The sequence below is a fragment of the Peptacetobacter hiranonis genome (assembly GCF_008151785.1).
Taxonomy (GTDB): domain Bacteria; phylum Bacillota; class Clostridia; order Peptostreptococcales; family Peptostreptococcaceae; genus Peptacetobacter; species Peptacetobacter hiranonis.
Map to the genome: position 1 here is coordinate 1,729,775 of NZ_CP036523.1, position 24,809 is coordinate 1,754,583.

17 protein-coding genes are annotated in these 24,809 nt (G+C 26.6%); all 17 read right to left on the reverse strand.

Annotated features, from left to right (window positions below):
• Positions 1-46: 46 nt before the first annotated feature.
• The 17 genes from KGNDJEFE_RS08220 to KGNDJEFE_RS08290 all read right to left on the reverse strand — a co-directional run bounded on the left by KGNDJEFE_RS08220 (position 47) and on the right by KGNDJEFE_RS08290 (position 24,694).
• The gene (locus tag KGNDJEFE_RS08220) at positions 47-757 is read right to left on the reverse strand and encodes an ABC transporter ATP-binding protein (protein WP_006439186.1); all 711 of its coding nucleotides are present in this window, start codon (positions 755-757) and stop codon (positions 47-49) included.
• Positions 758-884: 127 nt separating this feature from the next.
• Positions 885-3,488 (reverse strand): ABC transporter permease, encoded by a 2,604-nt coding sequence (locus tag KGNDJEFE_RS08225; protein ID WP_040410217.1) that lies wholly within the window; start codon positions 3,486-3,488, stop codon positions 885-887.
• A gap of 95 nt (positions 3,489-3,583) precedes the next feature.
• Positions 3,584-3,751: a hypothetical protein gene (locus KGNDJEFE_RS11795; RefSeq protein ID WP_006439184.1), complete on the reverse strand. Its 168-nt coding sequence runs from the start codon at positions 3,749-3,751 to the stop codon at positions 3,584-3,586.
• A gap of 272 nt (positions 3,752-4,023) precedes the next feature.
• A complete protein-coding gene (locus tag KGNDJEFE_RS08230) occupies positions 4,024-6,633 on the reverse strand; it encodes an ABC transporter permease (protein WP_040410216.1) in 2,610 nt (869 codons plus the stop codon).
• Positions 6,634-6,819: 186 nt separating this feature from the next.
• Positions 6,820-8,253 (reverse strand): ATP-binding protein, encoded by a 1,434-nt coding sequence (locus tag KGNDJEFE_RS08235; protein ID WP_006439182.1) that lies wholly within the window; start codon positions 8,251-8,253, stop codon positions 6,820-6,822.
• Positions 8,253-8,969: a LytR/AlgR family response regulator transcription factor gene (locus KGNDJEFE_RS08240; protein ID WP_006439181.1), complete on the reverse strand. Its 717-nt coding sequence runs from the start codon at positions 8,967-8,969 to the stop codon at positions 8,253-8,255. Before KGNDJEFE_RS08240 ends, KGNDJEFE_RS08235 begins: the two co-directional genes overlap by 1 nt.
• Before the next feature lie 88 nt (positions 8,970-9,057).
• A complete protein-coding gene (locus tag KGNDJEFE_RS08245) occupies positions 9,058-10,035 on the reverse strand; it encodes a S8 family serine peptidase (RefSeq protein WP_006439180.1) in 978 nt (325 codons plus the stop codon).
• Positions 10,036-10,047: 12 nt separating this feature from the next.
• Positions 10,048-11,730, reverse strand: a complete 1,683-nt coding sequence (locus KGNDJEFE_RS08250) for an ABC transporter ATP-binding protein (RefSeq protein WP_243412010.1) — start codon at positions 11,728-11,730, stop codon at positions 10,048-10,050.
• 75 nt (positions 11,731-11,805) lie between these two features.
• Positions 11,806-12,852, reverse strand: a complete 1,047-nt coding sequence (locus tag KGNDJEFE_RS08255; RefSeq protein WP_006439178.1) for a radical SAM/SPASM domain-containing protein — start codon at positions 12,850-12,852, stop codon at positions 11,806-11,808.
• A 4-nt stretch (positions 12,853-12,856) separates the two neighbouring features.
• Positions 12,857-14,152 (reverse strand): radical SAM protein, encoded by a 1,296-nt coding sequence (locus KGNDJEFE_RS08260; protein WP_040410215.1) that lies wholly within the window; start codon positions 14,150-14,152, stop codon positions 12,857-12,859.
• Between the two features lie 86 nt (positions 14,153-14,238).
• Complete coding sequence (locus KGNDJEFE_RS08265; RefSeq protein WP_040410214.1) at positions 14,239-16,845, reverse strand: FtsX-like permease family protein; 2,607 nt, start codon at positions 16,843-16,845, stop codon at positions 14,239-14,241.
• 100 nt (positions 16,846-16,945) lie between these two features.
• Positions 16,946-17,122 (reverse strand): hypothetical protein, encoded by a 177-nt coding sequence (locus tag KGNDJEFE_RS11800; protein ID WP_006439175.1) that lies wholly within the window; start codon positions 17,120-17,122, stop codon positions 16,946-16,948.
• A gap of 276 nt (positions 17,123-17,398) precedes the next feature.
• Positions 17,399-18,643, reverse strand: a complete 1,245-nt coding sequence (locus KGNDJEFE_RS08270) for a radical SAM/SPASM domain-containing protein (protein WP_006439174.1) — start codon at positions 18,641-18,643, stop codon at positions 17,399-17,401.
• Between the two features lie 13 nt (positions 18,644-18,656).
• Complete coding sequence (locus KGNDJEFE_RS08275) at positions 18,657-21,257, reverse strand: ABC transporter permease (protein ID WP_006439173.1); 2,601 nt, start codon at positions 21,255-21,257, stop codon at positions 18,657-18,659.
• Positions 21,258-21,384: 127 nt separating this feature from the next.
• Positions 21,385-21,564 carry a hypothetical protein gene (locus tag KGNDJEFE_RS08280; RefSeq protein WP_006439172.1) on the reverse strand — a complete coding sequence of 60 codons (180 nt, stop codon included), beginning with the start codon at positions 21,562-21,564 and terminating at the stop codon, positions 21,385-21,387.
• A gap of 274 nt (positions 21,565-21,838) precedes the next feature.
• The gene (locus tag KGNDJEFE_RS08285) at positions 21,839-24,439 is read right to left on the reverse strand and encodes an ABC transporter permease (RefSeq protein WP_006439171.1); all 2,601 of its coding nucleotides are present in this window, start codon (positions 24,437-24,439) and stop codon (positions 21,839-21,841) included.
• Positions 24,440-24,514: 75 nt separating this feature from the next.
• Entirely contained in the window at positions 24,515-24,694 is a 180-nt protein-coding gene (locus KGNDJEFE_RS08290; protein ID WP_006439170.1) for a hypothetical protein, read from the reverse strand.
• Between the last annotated feature and the right edge of the window lie 115 nt (positions 24,695-24,809).

A 24,809-nucleotide genomic window follows, 5' to 3' on the forward strand; every position in this document is an offset into this window, starting at 1 on the left:
AATTTATACAACAGTCCCATTTGACATTATTTCGATATTTTGAATACTATTTATTTTCTTTTAAATCATTTGTATCCTTTATTATCTTTCCATCGCTTATAGTTATTATTCTATCTGCAGTTTCAGCTATTTCTTGGTTGTGTGTTATCATAACCAATGTCCGTTTAAATTCTTTTACTGTATCACTTAAAAGATCCATAACCTCTTGAGTAGTCTTTGAATCTAGATTACCAGTTGGTTCATCGGCAAATATTATCGCAGGTTTGTTTGAAAGTGCTCTAGCTATTGCAACCCTCTGCTGCTGCCCTCCTGATAACTCATTTGGGAATTTTTTTATCTGATCTGTAAGTCCTACAGCTTTTATTATTCTATCTATATATACTTTATCTTCTTTTCCACCATCTAAAAGTATTGGCAGTACAATATTATCGTATACATTTATTACTGGTATAAGGTTGAAACTCTGGAATATAAATCCAAATTTTTTACGTCTTATTTTTGATAGTTCGTTATCATTGTAATCATATAGACTTTTTGTTCCAAGTTTTACCTCTCCACTTGTTGGTTTGTCTAACCCTGCCATACAATGAAGTAATGTACTCTTTCCAGAACCAGAAGCTCCGATTATAGAAGTAAATTTCCCTTTTTCTATTTTTAAATCAATTCCATCTACAGCTCTAACAAGACTTTCATCTTTACCATAGTATTTTTTTAAATTACAAACTTCTAAGCTTTCTACTAAATTTAAATCTTTCATAACGGATTTTCCTTTCTATATAAGTATTGTTGATATATATATATCTATATGTTTAAATTATCACTTTAAATATTTAAAAACAATAGATTTGGTCTGAACGGTAGGAAAAACGTCCCGAATGGTAAGTTTATGAATCTATATCTCTCATACCATCTGATATTTCTTTATTCTTAAAATCTCTATTAGCTAATTTTACTGCTATTATACAAGTAGCTAATGTAACAACAGCGAATATTATCGCTTGTGGATATGGGAATGTAAAGTCCATAAAATGTTCTATTCCAAAGTTTGTATATGCATTATTGTTCCACTCAACAAATTTGAAAAGTGCATATGTAGCTAATCCTATTCCAAATAATACACTCAATAAAGCATATGTCATTGATTCCCACATATTCATTCTACTCATATCCTTAGCAGACATTCCCAATGCTCTCATTGTAAATATCTCTTTTCTTCTTTCTAGAAGGTTTGATTTAACTGTACAGAATATACTTATCGCTGCTATCATAAGTATTAGTGTTATATTTATCATGCTTTCTCTAAATATATTTTTATCTGCTTGTTTTTGATCATTATAAAAACTTTCTTTTAAAATAACAGCACCTGGTATATTTTTTCTTGCATATTTTTCTATTTTTCTATTTTCTGCTAAATTATCAATATCTTTATAATCTACAGTAAGATTATTATATGCTTTAAATCCTAATAACTCTTTCATACTATCTTCAGATGTTATAACTTCAAATTTATCTGGAGAAAGAGAATCTCCATAAGATTGCCAGTCATCTTTAAGAATAGCTCCTACTCTAACTTTTACATTTCTTTTTTCTATTTTATCTCCATTATGATAATTTACACCTATATCAATGATATCCCCTACCTTTAAATTTTTATATATACTGTGGTAAGTATTTGTTTTTGTAACATCGTAAAAACTATTAAATACAGCTACATTTATATATCCATCTGTTTTTCCTAATATATCTTTAGATTTTTTTCCTTCCAACATATATGGTTCTACTTTTTCTTGTATATCTTCATTATCCAAAAATCTAAGATAACTTTCAAATTCAACTTTTTCACTTTCTTTTATTCCATAATAATCCATAAAAATTTTGTTTATATTATTTTTTTCTTCAATAAATGTAGTATCTGCATTAAAAGAAGCGCTTGTTTTTTTAATGCCATCTATACTTTTTATTTTTTCTATTTTGTCATCAGAGATTTTAAACGCCTCTACATCATTAGAAATTCCTGGTTTAAATTCCATATCATATTTATAGTATATTCTTCTTATTTTATCATCTACTTCATCTTGCATACTTGAAAAAGTATATATTATTAGATATCCACAAAGTGAAATTGTTAGAATTGATACAAGAGTTCTTGTCTTTTTAAGCCAAAGATTTCTAACTCCCATATATCTGTATATTCCTAATCTATTTTGAATAAAGTTTCCTACTTTTGATTGTTTTCCTTTATTTTTAGTTTTTAAAGAATTTGATACTGCCTCCATGCATCCTACTCTTCCTATTTTTATAACAGGAATTATTGTCGCTAACACTATCGCTAATACTGATACCGTTATTGTCTTTGATACTACATCTAAGTCTATATGCATTTTTGGTTTTAATTTAGCTAGTTCTAGTGTTGTGTCTTTAAATACATTTATTCCTATTTCTGTAATACCTAATCCAACAATTATTCCTATAGCGATTCCTATTATAGCAAGCAAAATTGATTGATATACTACCATTAATCTTATATCTCTTTTTCTTGCTCCAATAAGCCTTAACATACTTATTTCTCTTAGATATTCACCCCAAATTATATTTAACATATTAAATACTAAAAGTATGACTGTTAATATTAAAATTAAATTATTCTTATTAATATTTTCTAAATCTCTTAAATCATTTATTGAATACATTGCTGATAAGTAATTACCGTTTGGATTTACAGACATTCTGCCTAATTTCAAATCCATCATTAAATATTCTATTTTTTTACCAGCTAATAATTCATTTCCTGTAAATCTAAGTATTACATCATATGTTATTGCTTCTTTTGGTATTATATTTTTTCCTCTAAAATCACCATATGTATAACTTATTCCTCTTTCTTGTTCAACTTTTCCAGCAAGACTACTATTTAATCCCTTATACTCTCTTTCTACAATTCCAACAACCTTGAATTTTTTATTTTCAGAGTATAATCTTTCCTCTCCATTAGGAAGATTATACTTTTTTCTAAGTTCAAAAGAAATTGTCTTTCCTATAGGATTTTCTGATACACCTAAATTCTTAGCACTTTCTTCATCTAGGACTATTTCATTATTATCTTTAGGTTTATTTCCTTTAAGAATCTGACCTTTTCTATCAAAATAATTCTTTGAATTATCATTTTCTCCATTAAATGATTTTAATTCTACTCTTGTTCCATTTTCTTTATTTATTAAAAATCCTAAGTTTTGTACATTGTCCCTGTATCCTACTCTATCATCATTTTCTACCTTTTCTAACTTTTCTTTACTAATATCTACATGTTCAACATGATAATCTCCGTATGCTTTTTTATATGCTTCAACCTTATTATATGCTTGAGAAATTTTAATCATATCTATAGATAACATAAATGCTACTGTTGCTATTACTATTGCAAACATCATAACTGTTCTTGATTTATTCTTCTTCATATATAAAAGAGATAATTTTCTGTATATTCTCATAATACAATTCCCCCTTTCTTTTATATTTTGATAAAATAGGGAGATTAAAACTTAATCTCCCTATTGGTTATTTATTTTTTATTCAATTTATTTTATTACATTTTTGGTGATAGATATGCACTGCCATCATAACAATCTCTACAGCAATCATATCTGCAATTTTGACCATTATTATTTTTACAAGGATCTGCCTGCATTTCTATTTCTTTTAATTCTATCTTTTCCTCTATTTTTATTTTTTTGCTTTCTTTTAATTCAGACATTTTTCCTTCCTCCTATTTTTTAATTATTTTATATATAAATCTGAACTAAATTAGAATATCAAATAGTATCCTCTGCCAAATATTTTTTATTTTTTCTTTTGTTTTGTGTGCAGGCTGCTATTTTCAATCTTTTCAATTCAGTTAATATATCCAATTTGAGAATTTGTTATCTTTAATCTTCTTCCCTTTTCTTGTCTTTAAAATAACATTATCTTTAACTAAGAACAATAGATTTGGTCTGAACGGTAGGAAAAACGTCCTGAATGGTAAGTTTATGAATCTATATCTCTCATACCATCTGATATTTCTTTATTTTTAAAATCTCTATTTGCTAATTTTACTGCTATTATACAAGTAGCTAATGTAACAACAGCGAATATTATCGCCTGTGGATATGGGAATGTAAAGTCCATAAAATGCTCTATACCAAAGTTTGTATATGCATTATTGTTCCACTCAACATATTTTACAAGTTTGTATGTTGCTAAGGCTATTCCAGATACTATACTTAATACTGCATATGTTATTGCTTCGAACATATTCATACTATTCATATCTTTAGCAGACATTCCTAAAGCTCTCATTGTAAATATCTCTTTTCTTCTTTCCATTAAGTTAGATTTAACTGTACAGAATATACTTATTGCTGCAATCATAAGTACTAAAGTTATGTTTATCATGCTTTTTCTGAACACTTCTTTTTTAGAATTATTCTGAATATTGGCAAAACCTACTTTTAAAGCTATACTTCCTGGTATATTTTGTGTTATATATTCTTCTACTTTACGATTTGCTTTTTCATTTTCAAAACTTTCATAATCTACAGTCAAGTTATTATATGCTTTAAATCCTAAAAGTTCTTTCATATTATCTTCAGATGTTATAACCTCAAATTTATATGGCATTAGTGCATCACCATAAGACATCCAATCAGGTTCTAAAATAGCTGCTACTCTTACTTTTACATTTTTCTTTTCTATTTTATCTCCATTATGGTATTTTACACCAATATCGATTATATCCCCTTGTTTTAAATCTTTAAATATCTTTTTCTGAGTACTAGTTTTTATCATATCATAAAAACTATTGTAAACAGCCACATTTATATATCCATCAGTTTTTGTTTCTAATTCTTCAGCAGTCTTTCCATCTAGCATATATGGTTCAACATATTTCTTTAATCCTTGATTACTATAAAATCTAAGATGATTTTCACATTCTACTTTTTTGTCACCTTCTAAACCGTAATAATCTATAAATGCTTTTTCAACATTTTTCTTATCTGCTACAAATGTAGATGTCGCATTATATGATGGATTTACTACTTTTACTCCATCCATCTTTCTTATTTTTTCTATTTTTTCATCCGGTATTTTGTATGTTTCTGGGTCATTTGCTATACCTATAGAAGTTTCTACATCATATTTATAATATATTGTTCTTATCTTATCATTTACCTCTTCTTCTATACTAGAAAAAGTATACATTATTAAATATCCACAAAGTGTTATTGTAAGTATTGATACAAGAGTTCTAGTCTTTTTAGTCCAAAGATTTCTAATTCCCATATATCTAAATATTCCGAATTTATCTTGAATAAACTTTCCTATTTTAGATTGCTTTTCTCTTTTTTTGTGTTTTGTAGAGTTAGATATAGCTTCCATACATCCTACTCTACCAATTCTAATAACTGGAATTATTGTAGCTAATACTATTGCAAATATAGATATATTTGCTGTTTTCATAATTACATCTTTATCAATGTGTAGATTAGGACTAATTCCTATCTCGTTCAATAAAGGATCTTTAAAAATAATTAATCCTAATTTTGTTATACCAATCCCTAATACAATTCCTATAATTGTTCCAAATACTGCAAGAAGTATAGATTGATATACTACCATAAATCTTATATCTCTTTTCCTTGCTCCAATAAGTCTTAGCATACTTATTTCTCTAAGATATTCACTCCATATTATATTCATCATATTAAATACTAAAAGTATAACTGTTATTATCAAAACTATATTATTTTGATTTATCTCTTTTACACTTTTTAAATCATTAATAGAAAATAATTCTGATAAATAATTTGAATTTGCATTTATTGTTAGTCTTCCAAGATTGTAATCATTTACTAATTTATCTACTTTATTACTAGCAACCAATTCATTTCCTTTAAATCTAAGTATAATATCATATGTTAATGCTTCCTGTGGTATTATACTTTTCCCTTCAAAATCTCCGTATGTATAAGAAATTCCTCTTTTTTGCTCAGCACCTGTACTTGAACTACTTATAGTCCTTGCTTCTTTATACGTCCTTTTTACTGTTCCAACTACTTTAAAACTCTTATTTTCTGAATATAACTTTTTCTCACCACTTGGTAGAGTGTATTCTTTTCTAAGCTCAAAAGATATTGTCTTTCCTATTGGGTTACCTGATACTCCCAAATTTTTAGCACTTTCTTCATCTAATACTATTTCGCCGTTATTTTTAGGCTTTCTTCCTTCCAACACCTGTGCCTTTCTATCAAAGAAATTCATAGGATTATCATTTTCTCCATTAAATGATTTTAATTCTACTCTTGTTCCATTTTCTTTATTTATTAAAAATCCTAAGTTTTGTACATTGTCCTTGTATCCTACTCTATTATCATTTTCTACCTTTTCTAACTTTTCTTTGCTAATATCTACATACTCACAATGATAATCTCCATAAGACTTTTTAAATGCTTCCATTCTATTATATGTTTGAGATACTTCAATCATATCCATAGAAATCATAAATGCAACTGTAGCTATTACCATGATAAACATCATCAAAGTCCTTGATTTATTCTTCTTCATATATAAAGAAGATAACTTTCTATATATTTTCATAACAATCACTCTCCTTTTTTATAAAATAACATTTTTAAAATTCATAAACAATAGATTTTGACGAGTGGTATTAAATATGGAGTGAATGGCAATCTTTTTATCTTTACAAGATTAAAACAAAAAAATAAGAGTATTCATATCAATAATTTGATACAAATACTCTTTTTATTTACAGAGCTTATAAACCTAATTTTTGGGGATAACCACCTTTATTCTAAATGTATTTTCATCACAAGAGATATTCATTTTTCCATTATATTTCTTTACAGAAGCTTCAACACTTTTTATCCCTATACCATGTTTTAATTTATCATTTTTACTTGTGATATATCGTCCTTCTACTTTTTTAACATCATTTTCTTTACTATTTTCACAAATAAAAACAAACATATTTTTAGCCCACATAGATTTTAAATTTATATACTTTCTACTATTTTCAATTTTATCACAGGCTTCTATTGCATTATCCAGTATATTTCCTAAAATACTAGACATATCTATATTTTCTATAAATCCTGTATTTTTAGAATCTAGATCTAAAATAAACTCTATCCCTTTATTCTCACAAATCTTCATTTTTTCGTCTACAATTATATCAAAAATAGCATTTCCACTTGCTTTAATTTGGTTAGCTTTATTTAATTCATTTTGTATACTTTCTATATACTCTAAAGAATCCGATTTATTTTTATTCATATTTTTTATAGCATAAAGATGATTATTCATATCATGATATAAGCGTCTAATATCTTCTTGAGATTTTTCTAATTTTTCATAGTAATCATTTTTAGATTCAAGTCTAGTATACATTTCTTTTTCTTTTACTTTTTCTTCACTTTGTTTTTTTATCTCAAGAATTATATAAAGAATTATTACTGTAGATATTATAGTAAACATAGGTATTATTTCTATAATAATAATATACAATTCTGAACGATTTATTCCATATTTTTCTGTCTTTATTACATATTGCATTAATATTATGTAAACAAAATTTAGCATAATTATATTTATTGAATACCTATAAATTTTATTCTTTAAAAATCTATCTATTAATTTGTCTAATATTATTACACTTATCCAAATTGTTATTGCTATAATTATTATTTTTATATTAAATATATTCCAGTCATGCAATTCAAATTTCAAAGAAAGTGGACTCGACATACTTATTTCATTTTCAAATGTAAATAAAAATCTTGATAAAAAATAATTCTCAATCATACTTATATATTGTCCTGTTAGTATATATAAAAAAGTAAACTTTTTCCATTCTAATTTATATACTTTTGAATATATATAAATAATTCCTATCATTATAACTATATTACTTATAATCCAAATTGCTTTTTCCTTAGATATTCTCATATTCTTAATAATCTCTATTAAATTGAACGATAATGAAGAATGTTGGTTTATATTATTATCTAAAATAGCTATATTCCATAAGCTGATATATCTTGATACAATATACAATACTATTATTATTGTCGCCTGAATAACTATATTTTTTAAAAAATCTATATCGCTATATTTCCTATATCCCACTACCCAATTTAATATAGATATCGATAATATTATACAAGTCAAATCAATACACTCACCAATTAATACATCCATTATATATCCTCTCCTATTGACCAGAAGTATTTATCCACTACTTTTTTATATTTATTTCTGCTAATAGGTATTCTAGCTCCATTTTCCATAATTATATCCCTATTGTAAATCTCTTCAATATATATCATATTTACAATATAACTCCTATGACATTGTATAAATAATTGTTTTTCAAAGTTAGACACAATATCATTTAAGTTACCTCTACATTCTAATTCTCCCTCTTTTGTGCATAGTTTTATTTTTTTATTAATTGCTTCTATATATATTAGATCTCTACTATATACTTTCTTAAATCCATTATCGGTCTTTATTTTTAAAAAGCAGCCTCTTTTTTTAGCTACTTCTACCACACACTCTTTTAGATTTTTTTCTATAACTTCATGTTGTATTGGCTTTTTTATAAATCTAAATGCTCTTACCTCAAAAGCTTCACTTATTTTTTCTCCTATTGATGTTACAAATATTATCTCAGTTGTTCTATCATATTCTCTTAGTTTACGAGCAGTTTCCATACCATCCAACCCATCCATTTGTATATCTAAAAAAAGTATATCTATTTCATTATCTAATTCTATATATTTTATAACATCTTCACCATTGCTAAATTCTTTAACTTGATACTCTATGTCTTTATCTATCATTGTATTTAGTATAGCGTTTTTTATATCCATTCTAACGTCTAACTCATCATCACATATTCCTATTGTTATCATTTTTTACCTCTCTTTATATCAACTAATTAAAAAGAGAGTATCTATGCTTTATAATTTTTGACATAAATACTCTCTCCCTTCTTTACTATTATTTATCTAGTTCTTTATGAACAATATGGCTCAAAATGTACAAATTTTCTATTTCGTACAAGTACAAATTCTCATAATTTATATCTATGCCAAATTCTTTATTTAGCATACAAACAAAATCATACGCATTATCTCCATACAACCCTGTCATATTATTAATCAAACTATTTTTTTCAAGAAACTCTATATTTATTCGTCCATCTGCAAAATTTTCATTCAAAATATCAACAATCTTTCTAACAATAGTATCATACACATATTCTTTTTTATATTTGTATCTTCTTTCTTTATATGTTTCAGATATGTTTGATTTACTTTTTAAAATTTGCTCTATTTTATAAATATCTTTTGTATTCTCTTTATACATTATCTCTGCTATTATCCCCGCAGCTAATGCAGATGCTCTACTATGCTTTCCAAATGCAGTTACACTATCTTTAAATTTATACAATCTATCTCTTCCATTTGCATACATTTGGTTTTCTCTTTTACTATCATATGTATAATCATCATCTTTACAAATTCGCTTATATCCCTTCACACCTATTACAGAGTCAAATGAAGCTGGATAACTTTTTATATTTTTTGCTTTTTTATGTTTAGAAGCTACTAGTATCTTTCCTTCACTTCTAAGAATATTACATACTGTTCTCAAATCTTCAAGTCTATTTTCTTTTATCATAGATGCTGATATATTTATTATATCTATATTTTTACCAATTAGATTTGCTAATGCTACTATAAGCTTTGATACTTCAGTCACTCCTTCATCATTAAATATCTTAATAGGATATATTATCGCTTCTGGGCATCTTTCTAGTATAGTCTTTGCACATAATGTTCCATGTCCTATTACATCATCTATATTATCTATACCATCAACTTGCAATTCTTTATCATATACATATCTATCTTTGATATCTTTATCTTCCGTATCTATTCCAGTATCTAACACAGCAATTTTTATATTTTTCATAGAACTACCTCTTTATTCATTTCTATACAATTTATAGTATATTCCCTTTTTAGATATAAGTTCTTCGTGATTTCCTGATTCTGCTATTTTACCATTTGACATTACAAATATTTTGTCTACATCTTTTATAGTAGATAATCTGTGTGCTATCACTATTACTATTCTATCTTCTAAGTTCTTCTTTATACTATCCATTATTATATCTTGAGATACATTATCCAATGCTGATGTAGCTTCATCAAATATAATAATTGGACTATCACATAACATAGCTCTGGCTATAGAAATTCTTTGCTTTTGTCCTCCAGATATTTTTATTCCTTTTTCCCCTATCTCTGTATCTAAACCAGCTTCAAGAGAAGAAATAAAATCATCCAAACCAGCTAAGCTACATACTCTCAATATATCATCATCTGGTATTTTTTTACCTAATGATATATTATTTCTTATTGTACTATCAAATATAACTATCTCTTGACTAACTACAGAAATACATTTTCTCAAAGACATAAGTTTTATATTTCTTATATCTCTTTCATCAATTTTAATACTTCCATCATCAACATCCCATAGTCTATACATAAGCTTTGAAAGAGTTGACTTTCCACATCCACTCTCTCCAACAATAGCTGAAATATCTCCTCTTTTAAATTTCATAGATACATTATTTAAGATATATTTCTTTTCCGATTCATCATTTTCATATCCAAACTTTACATTTTCAACAGATATTTCTTTAATATTATCTGCTCTTAGTCCTTCTAGCATATTTTGATCTTCATCTATAACAGGCTCTTCATCTAATATAGAATATACTCTTTCTATAGAAACTTTAGCTTGTTGTATTCTATTATTTGCATTTACAATACTTATACATGGACCTATTAACATTCCTGCATAGTTTTGAAATGCTATTAATGAACCTAATGTAAAATCTCCATTTATTATCATATATCCACCATATCCATATATAGCCATACTCATCATAAGATTAAATATATTTGCAACACACATATTCCCACTCATAAGAACATCTATTTTTATATCCTTATTTATAAGTCCTCTCTGACCTTTTATAAATTGCGATATAAAAAATCTCTTTGACTTAGATATTATAACATTCATTATATTATAAACATATTCTTGAACTACATTGCTTGTATCACCATATTCATCTCTAAACATACTCACATTAGAATGTATATTTTTTGTAAAGTATCTCTGCGTTGTAACAAGTAATATTTGTATAAACACAACAACTACAAAAAGAACAGACTGTAGTCTGAACATTAAGTAGAGAGAAATAATCGCTGTTATTGAATTTTTAATAATAGAAAATACAAGTTCCGCATCTATATTTTCTATTATATCTATATCAGATTGTACTATAGACATAAGATTTCCAGTTTTATTCTCTGTATAGAACTTCCCAGATAACTTCGATAAATGATCTAATACCTTCAATCTAAACTTTACAGCCACCCTATTTCTCATAGTTGCATATATATAGCCTAGTGCCAAATTTAAAACTCTAGCTAAAACTGACATTACAGAATAAGCTACAATTATTTTTAATAGTAATTCAAGATTTTTTCCTGTTATACCTTTATCTACCATATTTTTTGTCATCATAGGCAGAACAAGGTCTATTGATGTTATAAATATCACCATTATCATTGCAGTAAAAATACTCATCTTATTATGATTTACTACAAATTTTATAAACCTTTTTATAGGACTTTTTCTTTTGGATATATTTGACTTTTCCATTTATAAATCCCTACCTCTTTCACCAAGTTCCAAAAGTTTTTTAGTTGTTTTAAAGTTCATATGTTCATCAACACAAGCCATATATGGCACTTCTGAATAACTACCTGTACTAAGTTTGTTAACTATTCTACATCTTACAGCAGTACAGTATTCTTTTCTTGTACAACCTGAACATTCTTCAAAATCTCTAAAATTCTCATTAACAACTTCTTTTAATTTATCTTTATCTAAAGGGTTTTCATTATATATATTTCCTATTTCATAGTCTTTTTTACCTATTGCAAATGTACACGGATAAATTGTTCCATCTGTATCTATGCAAAATGTGCATATACCACCAAAACAATCCCCTCGCTTAACATTTAAAAGTCTTAAATCTGTCATACCTAAATTTACTTCTGGATTTTTTAAATGAAAGTCTATAAGCTTCATTCTCTGTTCTTTATATACTTCAACTTTTTCCTCGCTCCACTCAGACATAATATCTACAGCAGTTGCAAGATATCTAAAGCCAAGTTTTGACACACTTTCAATACTTTCATACATTTTATCTACATTATATTGGTTAAATGTCATCCTACATCTAATAGGTATATTTTCATCTTGTAGTTTTTTTATATTTTTCATAACTATATCATATGATCCACTTCCGTCTGGAAATACTCTATTTGCATTATGTGATTCTTTAGTACCATCTAAACTTATAGATACCTCTGTTAAATCATTTTTTATAAACTCTAATATTTCATCGTTCATTATTGTTCCATTTGTAGTCATATCATATATTATTTTTCTATCTACTATTTCATCATCCAATTTATTTTTAATATATTTTACTATATCAAAATTTAGAAGAGGTTCTCCACCATGAAGTGTTATCCATAATGGTCTTTTATCATCCTTTTCTTCTTTTAGTTTTTCTTTTATAAACTCTATACATTTATCTGCTGTTTCTTTGTTCATATATTTTTTAGGTTTACAACCACCTTCATAACAGTAGCTACATCTAAGGTTACAATCATCAGTCATTACTATTGTAAATTTCATATTTTTATTCCCCCCATACTATTCTATTTAATTGTGGTTTCATTATAGAACACCATTTTTCATAGTCAGGACAATCTTCATTATCTAACAACTTATCTACTAGTGCAGGACAGAAAAAGCAAAACACATTTACATCACAATCCTTACATTTTTCAAAATTATACGGCATTATATTTTGTAGTCTAGCTGCTAGTTTACTATCAGATAAATCATAATCAAAATCAAGCACACTCATTCTAGTATCTTTATCTAATGCACTTCCATAAGAATACTCTGGTTTTATCAAAGATTGACATGGATACATATTTCCATCATAATCTATAAACATTTTTGACTTATACATATCACAAGAACATGATTTTAGATTATCTTTATCTTTTTCAAAACTTAATTTATCTAATTCTGTAAGTCCAAATGGAAGTATAGTTTCCTCCGATATAAAGTATGAAGCATTTTCTACTCCCCTACCTTCTGGCTCAAAGCATCTAACCATTCCTTTTGTTCCTATTCTTTCGTTTAAAGCATAAAATTTTTCTTCAAGGTGTTTATTCTTATCTCCAACAACCATAGACGTTCTTATATTTCTAAATCCTCTAGTATGAAGTAATACTATAGATCTCATTATTTTATTGAATACTCCTCTTCCCCTAACTAATCCACAAGTTTCTTCATCTACTCCATCTATACTTATTTCTACTCTATTAAAATGATTTACTATAAAGTCTACATTAGATTCATCTATAAGAGTTGCATTTGTAGAAAGAACTAGTTCTGTTTTACAGTCTTTTTCTTTAAAGTAATGAACACACTCTTCAAAATCGCTTCTTATCATAGGCTCTCCACCTGTTATTATAAACTCATACGGTTCTAGTTCAGCTACAAAATCCATAATGGATTTTACATCTTCTGTAGTTAGTATATCTTTTTCTGTAGAGTTGCAATTTGTACAACAATGTCTACAAGCTAAATTACACTTATGAGTTGCTGCCAAATATATAGCTTTAAATCTATTATTCATATTTTTATAAAAATCTTCACTCATTGATGATTCAAGTATACCTGCTTTTCCCATGTTTATCATAAGGTCTTTTATATATTCCTTGTCTGAACCTTCAAACATATTGACAAATTCTTCTACTGTAAGTCCCATTTCTTCTGCCTTTTTTATATATGAGTATACTTCTTTACTTTGAATTATATGTCTTTTAAATCTTGTGTTGTACATAAGTACTCTGTTGTTTCTTTCTTTTATTATCAATTCTTTGTCTTTAAATTTAATTATTTCTTCTCTAAACTTCAAAGTAATCACCTTCTTTATGATTTTTATTTAATATATGGGGATAGCAAAAACTATCCCACATATTAATTATTTTTATTCTTTACTATCTAATCTATATCTCTCATACCATCTGATATTTCTCTATTCTTGAAATCTCTGTTTGCTAGTTTTACTGCTATTATACAAGTAACCAAAGTAACTATAGCAAATATCGCCACTTGTGGGTACGGGAACGTAAAGTCCATAAAATGCTCTATTCCAAAGTTTGTATATGCGTTATTATTCCACTCAACAAATTTGAAAAGTTCATATGTAGCTAATGCTATTCCAGATATTACACTTAAAACAGCATACGTCATTGATTCCCACATATTCATACTATTCATATCCTTAGCAGACATTCCCAATGCTCTCATTGTAAACATTTCTTTTCTTCTTTCCATTAAGTTAGATTTAACTGTACAGAATATACTTATCGCTGCAATCATAAGCACTAACGTTATATTTATAACACTTTCTCTGAATATATTTTTCATTTCTTGATTTTGAGTATTTACAAAACCTGTTTTTAAAGTTATGCTTCCAGGTATATTTTGTGTTACATATTCTTCTACTTTGCTATTTGCTTCTATATTCTCCATATCTTTATAGTCTACAGCAAGATTATTATATGCCTTAAATCCTAAAAGTTCTTTCATATTATCTTCAGATGTTATAACCTCAAACTTGTATGGTCTTATTATATCTCCGTAAGCTTGCCAATCTGCCTTGATAATAGCTGCCACTCTAACCTTTACACTTCTTTTTTCTATTTTATCACCATTATGATACTTTACATTTAGGTTGATTATATCCCCTTGTTTTAAATCTTTAAATATCTTTTTCTGAGTATGAGTTTTCATCATATCATAAAAACTATTGTACACAGCCACATTTATATATCCATCAGTTTTTGTTTCTAACTCTTTAGAAGTTTTTCCATCTAGCATATATGGTTCAACATATTTTTTTAAATCTTCATTATCATAAAATCTAAGATAATTTTCAGTTTCTATTTTTCCATCACCTTCTAAACCGTAATAGCCTATAAATGCTTTTTCAATATTTTTCTTATCTGTCACAAATGTTGATGTATCTTCATATGTGCTTTTAACTGATTTTACACCTTGCATATTTTTTATTTTATCTATTTTATTATCATCTATTTTAAATATTTCTTCATCGTTTGCAATTCCACCACATACTGTTATATCATTCTTATAGTATATTCTTCTTATTTTATCATTTACTTCATTTTGCATACCAGAAAAAGTATATATTATTAAATATCCACAAAGTGTTATTGTAAGTATTGATACAAAAGTTCTAGTCTTTTTAATCCAAAGATTTCTAATTCCCATATATCTAAATATTCCAAATTTATCTTGAATAAGCTTACCTATTTTAGATTGTTTTTCTCTTTTTTTGTGCTTTGTAGCATTAGATATAGCTTCCATACAACCTATTTTACCAATTTTTATAACTGGAACTATTGTAGCTAATACTATAGCTGACACCGCTACCTTTATAGTTTTCATAATTACATCTTGATCAATATGTATACTAGGACTAATTCCTACTGCATCTAATACTTCATCTTTAAACGAAACTAATCCTAATTTTGTTATACCAAGTCCCAATACAATTCCTATAATTGTTCCAAATGCAGCAAGAAGTACAGATTGATAAACAACCATAAATCTTATATCTCTCTTTCTTGCTCCAATAAGTCTTAGCATACTTATCTCTCTAAGATACTCACTCCAGATTATATTCATCATGTTAAATACTAAAAGTATAACTGTTATTATTAAAACTATATTATTTGGATTTATCTCTTTTACACTTTTTAAATCTTTTATAGAAAGTAATTCTGATAAATAATTTGAATTTGGATTTATAGTCATTCTTCCTAAGCTATAATCATTTACTAATTGCTCCATTTTATTGCTAGCAACTAGTTCATTTCCTTTAAATCTAAGTATTATATCATATGTTAATGCTTCTTTTGGTATTATGCTCTGTCCATTAAAATCTCCATATGTATAAGCTATACCTCTCTTTTGTTCAGCTCCAACATTTGTACTACTCATATTTTTTATATCTTTGTAAGTTCTTTTTACTATTCCAACTACCTTAAACTTCTTATTTTCTAAGTATAATTTTTTCTCACCACTAGGTAGAGTATATTCTTTTCTAAGCTCTAAAGATACTGTCTGCCCTATTGGACTTCCAACTATTCCAAAATTTTTTATACATTCTTCATCTAATACTATTTCATTATTATTTTTAGGTTCTTCTCCTTTGAGAACCTGTGCTTTTCTATCAAAATAATTTTTAGAATTATCATTTTCTCCATCAAATGATTTTAATTCTCCTATTGTTCCATTATCTTTATTTATTAAAAAACCTAAGTTTTGTACAGTATCCCTGTACTCCACTCTATTATCATTTGCTACTTTTTCCAATTTATCTTTACTAATATCTACGTATTCACTATGATAATCGCCGTAAGCTAGTTTAAAGGCTTCCATTCTATTATATGTTTGAGAAACTTTAATCATATCTATAGAAATCATAAATGCAACTGTAGCTATCACCATTATGAACATCATTAACGTTCTTGATTTATTCTTTTTCATATATAGAGCTGATAGTTTTCTATATATTTTCACAATATTTTCCTCCCTTCTTTTTATACAAAAGGGAGATTAAATTAAATCTCCCTTTTATATAATTTTTTTATTTAATTTTTATTTTTCAATATTCTACTATCTAATATTTTGATGATTGATATGAAGATGGTTTACCATTAGTTTTACAATCTTCACAGCAGTCATACTTACAAGATACACCAGCATTATTTTTACACTGATCTCCTTGCACTTCTATCTCTTTTAATTCTATTTTTTCCTGTATTTTTATTTTTTTAATTTCTTTTGCTTCAGACATTTTTTGTTACTCCTAAGTTTTAATATTTATATATAAAACCAAACTAAAGTAGAGTCTCAAATAGTATCCTCTGCCAAACTCTATTATTATCTTTTTTCATTTTATTCTGTGTACAGGCTGCTATTTTCAATTTTCTTTAATTCAGCTAATATATCGAATTTAAGAAATTTTTATTTAAATTTCTTATCTCTTCTTGTCTTTAAAATAACATTTTTAATTATTAAAAACAATAGATTTGGTGTGAATGGTAGAAAAAATGACCTGAATGGTAAAATTCTACTTCCACAATATATTTTCCAAATGCTTTTTATTAAATTCGCAGTATTTTTCAAATGCTTTTTCATTTTCATATAGTAACCGATTTTTCGCTGGGCAAGTATTACAAAAAGCATTTACTGAACAATCTCTGCAACGAGTCTGATTTTTTAGATCTAAGTTTTCAAAGTTTTTAAATCCTTCAAAATCCTTTTTATATAATTTTTCCTCTGTTTCTAAGTCCATATCTAATATATTAAATGTCTTAAATTTATCATCTGTTATATTTGGACAAGAGTACACATATCCATCGTCTGCTATAAATATACTATTTCTTCCAGCATTACAATGTCCTGTATTTATATTGTCATAGCTATTTTCATCTAAAGTATATAAATCTTGAGGAGTGTAGAATACCTCATCATTTTCAACATACTTTTCACATCCACTAAATCCTCTTCCAAATTTACAGAAGTATCTTATTCTCGCTTTTGTACCTATTTTTTCATTTAATTCTTCAAACTTTTGTTTATATCCTTCGTTGTATTTCCCCATTACCATAGATATACTTATCTTATCGCAACCATTATCTTTAAGATATCCAATAGCCTTCATAACTTTGTTGAATACACCTTTTCCCCTTATTTCTGAACAAGTTTCTTCGTCATATCCATCAAGGCTAATCTCTACTGCGTAAAAATTATCACTTATAAATTTAGCCATTTTTTCATCTATTAGCGTAGCATTTGTGCTTAGTATGAGCTTTTCGTCGTATTTTGATTTTATATATTCTATAAACTCAACAAAGTCTTTTCTTACAAGTGGCTCTCCTCCTGATATTGTAAGATTGATTGGATTTAATTTTAATACATTATCTACAACTTTTTTTAACTCGTCCAAGTTCATTCTTTCTTCCCGATTTATGTTTGATTCTTTGCAGCAATAGCAACAATTTAGGTTACATTTATTAGTTATAGCTATTGAAACTTTTGGAATCATTCCATAATATATTTCTTCATTTGGATTTTCTGTTACTAGATCTAAATCTTCTAATGATTTTATTATTTTTCTAAAGTAGTCTTTGTCATCTTCACTAAATAAATCAATCATTTTTTCAAGAGCCAGTTGTTTTTCAACTGACTCTTCTATCACTTCATAACATACAAGAGGAATTTTTATCCATTTTCCACTATATTGGTTGGATATTATAACAGTGTTGTCTTTTTTCATTATGTTTGCTTTTTTATTATAAAAATAACCACTCATCACACTTCCTCCTCTAGTCTATATCTCTCATACCATCTGATATTTCTTTATTCTTAAAATCTCTGTTTGCTAATTTTACTGCTATTATACAAGTCGCTAGTGTAACAACTGCAAATATTATCGCCTGTGGATATGGGAATGTAAAGTCCATAAAATGCTCTATACCAAAATCTGTATAAGCATTATTGTTCCACTCTACATATTTTACAAGTTTGTATGTTGCCAATGCTATTCCAGATATTATACTTAATACTGCGTATGTTACAGCTTCATACATATTCATACTATTCATATCCTTAGCAGACATTCCCAATGCTCTCATTGTAAATATTTCTTTTCTTCTTTCCATAATATTAGATTTAACTGTACAGAATATACTTATTGCTGCAATCATAAGTACTAAAGTTATGTTTATAATGCTTTCTCTGTATATTTGCGACATTGCTTCCTTTTGTTGATTATAAAATCCTTGTTTTATACGTAATGCTGCAGGTATATTATCCCTTACATATTTTTCTACTTTTCTATTTTCTTCTACATTATTTATATCCTTATAATCTACAATTAGATTATTATATGCTTTAAATCCTAGCAATTCTTTCATATTATCATCAGATGTTATTATCTCTAATCCTGAAGGTTGAAGAGCATCTCCATAAGACTGCCAATCATCTTTAAGAATAGCTCCTACTCTAACTTTTATATTTCTTTTTTCTATCTTATCTCCATTATGGTATTTTACACCAAGAGTAATTATATCTCCTACTTTTAGATTTTTATATATTTTATGATATGTATCTGTTGTCGTAGGATCATAAAAGCTATTAAATACAGCTACATTTATGTAACCATTTGTTTTTTGTTCTATATCTTTTGTAATCTTATTATCTAACATATATGGCGCTACGACTTTCTTTATATCATCATTTTCAAAAAATCTAAGATGATTTTCATATTCAACTTTTTCACTGCCATCTATTCCAAAGTATTTTATATAGTAGTCATTTATTTTATTTTTATCTTCAATAAAGGTTGCATCACCATTAAATCTAGCATTTGCACATTTCACAGCATCCATATTTTTTATTTTTTCTATTTTATTTTCTGGTATTTTATATGTTTCTGGATCATTTGCTATACCCATTGATGATTCTATATCATATTTATAGTATATTCTCCTTATTTTATCATTTACTTCATTTTCCATATCTGAAAATGTGTACATAATTAAATATCCACAAAGTGTAACAGTAAGTATTGATATTAATGTTCTAGTTTTTTTAAGCCAAAGGTTTCTTACTCCCATATATCTGTAAATACCAAATTTATCTTGTATAAATTTACCTATTTTTGATTGTTTAGTTTTGTTTTTATGTTTTGAAGAACTTGATATACTTTCCATACATCCTACTCTTCCTATTTTTATAACTGGAACTATTGTAGCTAATGCTATAGATACAACAGATATTATTATTGTTTTTATCATTACACCTGAATCTATATGAATTTTTGGTTTTACTTTTGCTATTTCTAAAGTACTATCTTTAAGTATATTAACACCTATTCCTGTTATACCAATTCCAACTATAACTCCTATAGCTATTCCTATTACAGCAAGTAGCAAAGATTGATATATTACCATAAATCTTATATCCCTTTTTCTTGATCCAATAAGTCTTAACATACTTATTTCTTTTAAGTATTCACTCCAAATTATATTTAGCATATTAAATACTAAAAGTATAACAGTTAATATTAATACTAAATTACTTGTTCTTGTATTTGATATTTCTCTTGCAAATGTAACATCACTTAAAGCTGCTAAATAATTTCCATTTGGGTAAAATGCCATTCTTCCAAGATTATAAGTAGCGGATACCTTTTCAACTAAACTTGAGGCTTTTTCTTCTTTTACATTAGCATATCTTAATATTATGTCATATGTTAATGCTTCCTGTGGTATTATGTTTTGTCCATTAAAATCTCCATATGTATAACTAATCCCTCTTTCTTGTTCTGCACCTGTTATTTCTGAATTAAGTCCTTCATATACTCTTTTTACCACACCAACTACTTTGAAAGTTTTCCTTTCAGAATATAATTTTTCCTCTCCATTAGGAAGAGTATAGCTTTTTCTAAGTTCAAAAGATATTTTCTTTCCTATTGGATTTCCTTCTATACCTAAGTTTTTAGCACTTATTTCATCTACCACTATCTCGTTATTATTTTTAGGGATTTTCCCTTTAAGAATCTGACCTTTTCTGTCAAAGTATTTCATTGAATTATCATTTTCTCCATTAAATGATTTTAATTCAACTCTAGTTCCATTATTGTTATTTATTAAATATCCTAAGTTTTGTACATTATCGTTATATCCTACTCTTTTATCTTTAGCAACTTTTTGCATTTTTTCTTTACTTATATCTACATACTCACAATGATAATCTCCATACGTTCTTTTATATACTTCTGCTTTATCATATGCTCTAGATATATCTATCATGTCTATAGAAATCATAAATGCTACTGTAGCTATTATCATAATAAGCATCATAAGACTTCTTGATTTATTCTTTTTTATATATTGTAAAGAAAGTTTTCTATATATTTTCATATAATAATTCTCCTTTTTCAAAATTTCATTATATTTATAATTTTCATATTAATTAAATCAGTTTAGATTTCATAAAAAAGGGAATTAAAATTAAATTCCCTTTTTTATAGATAAATTTTATATATTTTTATAAATACATAGATTGCCAAGAGTCTGTATTATCATGACAATCATTACAGCAATTATATCTACATGGTTTATGGCCATTCCCTTTACAAGGATCTGCCTGCATTTCAATATCTTTTAGTTCTATCTTTTCATTTATTTCTATTTTTTCAGATTTTATTAGTTTTTCTTCTTTTTTCATTTTAATTCCTCCTAAATTTTAATATTTTATATATAAAACTGAACTAAAGTATAATCTCAAATAGTATCATCTGCCAAATCTGATTATTATCTTTTTCTTTTATTATTTGTGTAGGCTGCTATTTTCAATCTTTTCAATTCAGCTAATATATCAAATTTAAGAATTTGTTATCTTTAATCTTCTTCCCTTTTCTTGTTTTTAAAATAACATTTTTAATTATTAAAAACAATAGATTTGTCCCGAGTGGTAGAAAAAACGTCCTCAATGGTATATTTTAATCTAAATCTCTCATACCATCTGATATTTCTTTATTCTTAAAATCTCTATTTGCTAGTTTTACTGCTATTATACAAGTAGCTAGTGTAACAACTGCGAATATTATCGCCTGTGGATATGGGAATGTAAAGTCCATAAAATGCTCTATCCCCTCTGATTTATATACATCATTGTACCATTTAACTTCATTTAAAAGTTTATATGTAGCTAATGCTATACCACCTATTATACTCAATACCGCATATATAACAGCTTCGTACATATTCATACTATTCATATCTTTATCAGACATTCCCAATGCTCTCATTGTAAATATTTCTTTTCTTCTTTCCATTAAGTTAGATTTAACTGTGCAGAATATACTTATTGTTGCAATCATAAGTACTAATGTTGTATTAATAAAACCTTCTCTATAAGATTCTTCTTTATATTCATTTTGCATATTGTAAAATTCTTGTTTTATTTTAAACGATGCAGGTATATTTTCTTTAATATATTTTTCTACTTTTCTATTTTCTTCTATGTTATTTATATCCTTGTAATCTACAATTAGATTATTATATGCTTTAAATCCCAACAATTCTTTCATATTATCATCAGATGTTATTATCTCTAATCCTGAAGGCTGAAGAAAATCTCCATAAGACTGCCAATCATCTTTAAGAATAGCTCCTACCCTAACCTTTACATTTCTTTTTTCTATCTTATCTCCATTATGGTATTTTACACCAAGAGTAATAATATCTCCGACCTCTAAATCTTTATAAATCTTATGATAATAATCTGTCTTTATTGGATCATAAAAACTATTAAATACAGCTACATTTACATAACCATTTGTTTTTTGTTCTATATCTTTTGCAGTTTTATTATCTAACATATATGGCTCTACAACATTTTTTATATCGCTATTTCCAAAAAATCTAAGATGATTTTGATATTCAACTTTTTCACTTCCATCTATTCCAAAGTATTCTATATAGTAGTCATTTATTTTATTTTTATCTTCAATAAAGGTTGCATCACCATTAAATCTAGCATTTGCAAATTTAACTGCATCCATATTTTTTATTTTTTCTATTTTATTTTCTGGTATTTTATATGTTTCTGAATCATTTCCTATCCCCATAGATGATTCTATATCATATTTATGATATATTTTTCTTATATTATCATTTGCTTTGTCGTGTATACTTGAGAAAGTGTACATAATTAAGTATCCACAAAGTGTAATTACAAATATTGATATTACTGTTCTAGTTTTTTTAAGCCAAAGGTTTCTTACTCCCATATATCTGTAAATACCGAATTTATCTTGTACAAATTTACCTATCTTTGATTGTTTAGCTTTGTTTTTTTGTTTTGAAGAATTTGATATACTTTCCATACATCCTACTCTTCCTATTTTTATAACTGGAACTATTGTAGCTAATGCTATAGATATAATAGATATTATAGTTGTTTTTGTTATTACTGTTGAATCTATATGGATTTTTGGTTTTACCTTTGCTATTTCCAAAGTACTATCTTTAAGTATATTAACTCCTATTCCTGTTATACCAATTCCAACTATAACTCCTATAGCTGTTCCTATTACAGCAAGTAGCAGCGATTGATATATTACCATAAATCTTATATCTCTCTTTCTTGCTCCAATAAGTCTTAGCATACTTATTTCTTTTAAGTATTCTCCCCAAACTATATTCAGCATATTAAATACTAAGAGAACTATAGTTAATATTAATACTAAATTATTTGAACTTGTTTCAGCTAATTCTCTTTTTTCTTTAATCTTACTTAAAGCTGCTAAATAATTTCCATTTGGATTAAGTGATATTCTTCCAAGTTCATATTCCATAGCTACTTTTTCAACAAAGTTCCCCACTCTTTCTTCATCACCATTAAATCTCACTATTATATCGTATGTCAACGCTTCATAAGGTATTATGTTTTGTCCATTAAAGTCTCCATATGTATAACTAAGCCCTCTTTCTTGTTCTGAACCTGTTATATTTGAATTAAGTCCTGAATATACTCTTTTTACTACACCGACTACTTTGAAAGTTTTATTTTCAGAGTATAATTTTTCCTCTCCATTTGGAAGATTATAACTTTTTCTAAGTTCAAAAGATATTTTCTTTCCTATTGGATTTCCTTCTATACCTAAGTTTTTAGCACTTATTTCATCTATTATTATTTCGTTGTTATTTTTAGGTATTTTGCCTTTAAGAATTTGACCTTTTCTATCGAAATACTTCATTGAATTATCATTTTCTCCATTAAATGATTTTAATTCAACTCTAGTTCCATTATCCTTATTTATTAAATACCCTAAGTTTTGTACATTATCGTTATATCCTACTCTCTTATCTTTAGAAACTTGTTGCATTTTTTCTTTACTTATATCTACATACTCACAATGATAATCTCCATATGTTTTTTTATATACTTCTGCTTTATCATATGCTCTAGATATATCTATCATGTCTATAGAAATCATAAATGCTACTGTAGCTATTATCATAATAAGCATCATCAGACTTCTTGATTTATTCTTTTTTATATATTGTAAAGAAAGTTTTCTATATATTTTTTTCATAATATCACCTCTTTATCCTGTAAAATAATAGGGGAGTTTAACTCCCCCATTATTTTATGCATAAGTATATAATTTTTAATACATATTTGTTCCAAATGATGTAGTATGGTCATAACAATCTTGGCAACAATTATGTTTACATGGATTCTGATTATTTCCTTTACAAGGATCTGCCTGCATTTCAACATCTTTTAGTTCTATTTTTTCCTTTATTTCTATTTTTTTACCTTTTAATAATTTTTCTTCTTTTCTCATTTCTAAATCCTCCTGTTTTTTAATATTTTATATATAAATCTGAACCAAAGTATAATCTCAAATAGTATCCTCTGCCAAATCTTTTTTTATCTTTTTCTTTTATTTTGTGTGCAGG

What these genes read in the sequence shown, in the direction of transcription:
- KGNDJEFE_RS08285 (WP_006439171.1), bottom strand. Translation starts at nt 24,439, where the DNA reads ATGAAAAAAATATATAGAAAACTTTCTTTACAATATATAAAAAAGAAT.
- KGNDJEFE_RS11795 (WP_006439184.1), bottom strand. Translation starts at nt 3,751, where the DNA reads ATGTCTGAATTAAAAGAAAGCAAAAAAATAAAAATAGAGGAAAAGATA.
- KGNDJEFE_RS08290 (WP_006439170.1), bottom strand. Translation starts at nt 24,694, where the DNA reads ATGAGAAAAGAAGAAAAATTATTAAAAGGTAAAAAAATAGAAATAAAG.
- KGNDJEFE_RS08220 (WP_006439186.1), bottom strand. Translation starts at nt 757, where the DNA reads ATGAAAGATTTAAATTTAGTAGAAAGCTTAGAAGTTTGTAATTTAAAA.
- KGNDJEFE_RS08275 (WP_006439173.1), bottom strand. Translation starts at nt 21,257, where the DNA reads ATGAAAATATATAGAAAACTTTCTTTACAATATATAAAAAAGAATAAA.
- KGNDJEFE_RS08240 (WP_006439181.1), bottom strand. Translation starts at nt 8,969, where the DNA reads ATGATAACAATAGGAATATGTGATGATGAGTTAGACGTTAGAATGGAT.
- KGNDJEFE_RS08280 (WP_006439172.1), bottom strand. Translation starts at nt 21,564, where the DNA reads ATGAAAAAAGAAGAAAAACTAATAAAATCTGAAAAAATAGAAATAAAT.
- KGNDJEFE_RS11800 (WP_006439175.1), bottom strand. Translation starts at nt 17,122, where the DNA reads ATGTCTGAAGCAAAAGAAATTAAAAAAATAAAAATACAGGAAAAAATA.
- KGNDJEFE_RS08225 (WP_040410217.1), bottom strand. Translation starts at nt 3,488, where the DNA reads ATGAGAATATACAGAAAATTATCTCTTTTATATATGAAGAAGAATAAA.
- KGNDJEFE_RS08250 (WP_243412010.1), bottom strand. Translation starts at nt 11,730, where the DNA reads ATGAGTATTTTTACTGCAATGATAATGGTGATATTTATAACATCAATA.
- KGNDJEFE_RS08245 (WP_006439180.1), bottom strand. Translation starts at nt 10,035, where the DNA reads ATGAAAAATATAAAAATTGCTGTGTTAGATACTGGAATAGATACGGAA.
- KGNDJEFE_RS08270 (WP_006439174.1), bottom strand. Translation starts at nt 18,643, where the DNA reads ATGAGTGGTTATTTTTATAATAAAAAAGCAAACATAATGAAAAAAGAC.
- KGNDJEFE_RS08255 (WP_006439178.1), bottom strand. Translation starts at nt 12,852, where the DNA reads ATGAAATTTACAATAGTAATGACTGATGATTGTAACCTTAGATGTAGC.
- KGNDJEFE_RS08230 (WP_040410216.1), bottom strand. Translation starts at nt 6,633, where the DNA reads ATGAAAATATATAGAAAGTTATCTTCTTTATATATGAAGAAGAATAAA.
- KGNDJEFE_RS08235 (WP_006439182.1), bottom strand. Translation starts at nt 8,253, where the DNA reads ATGGATGTATTAATTGGTGAGTGTATTGATTTGACTTGTATAATATTA.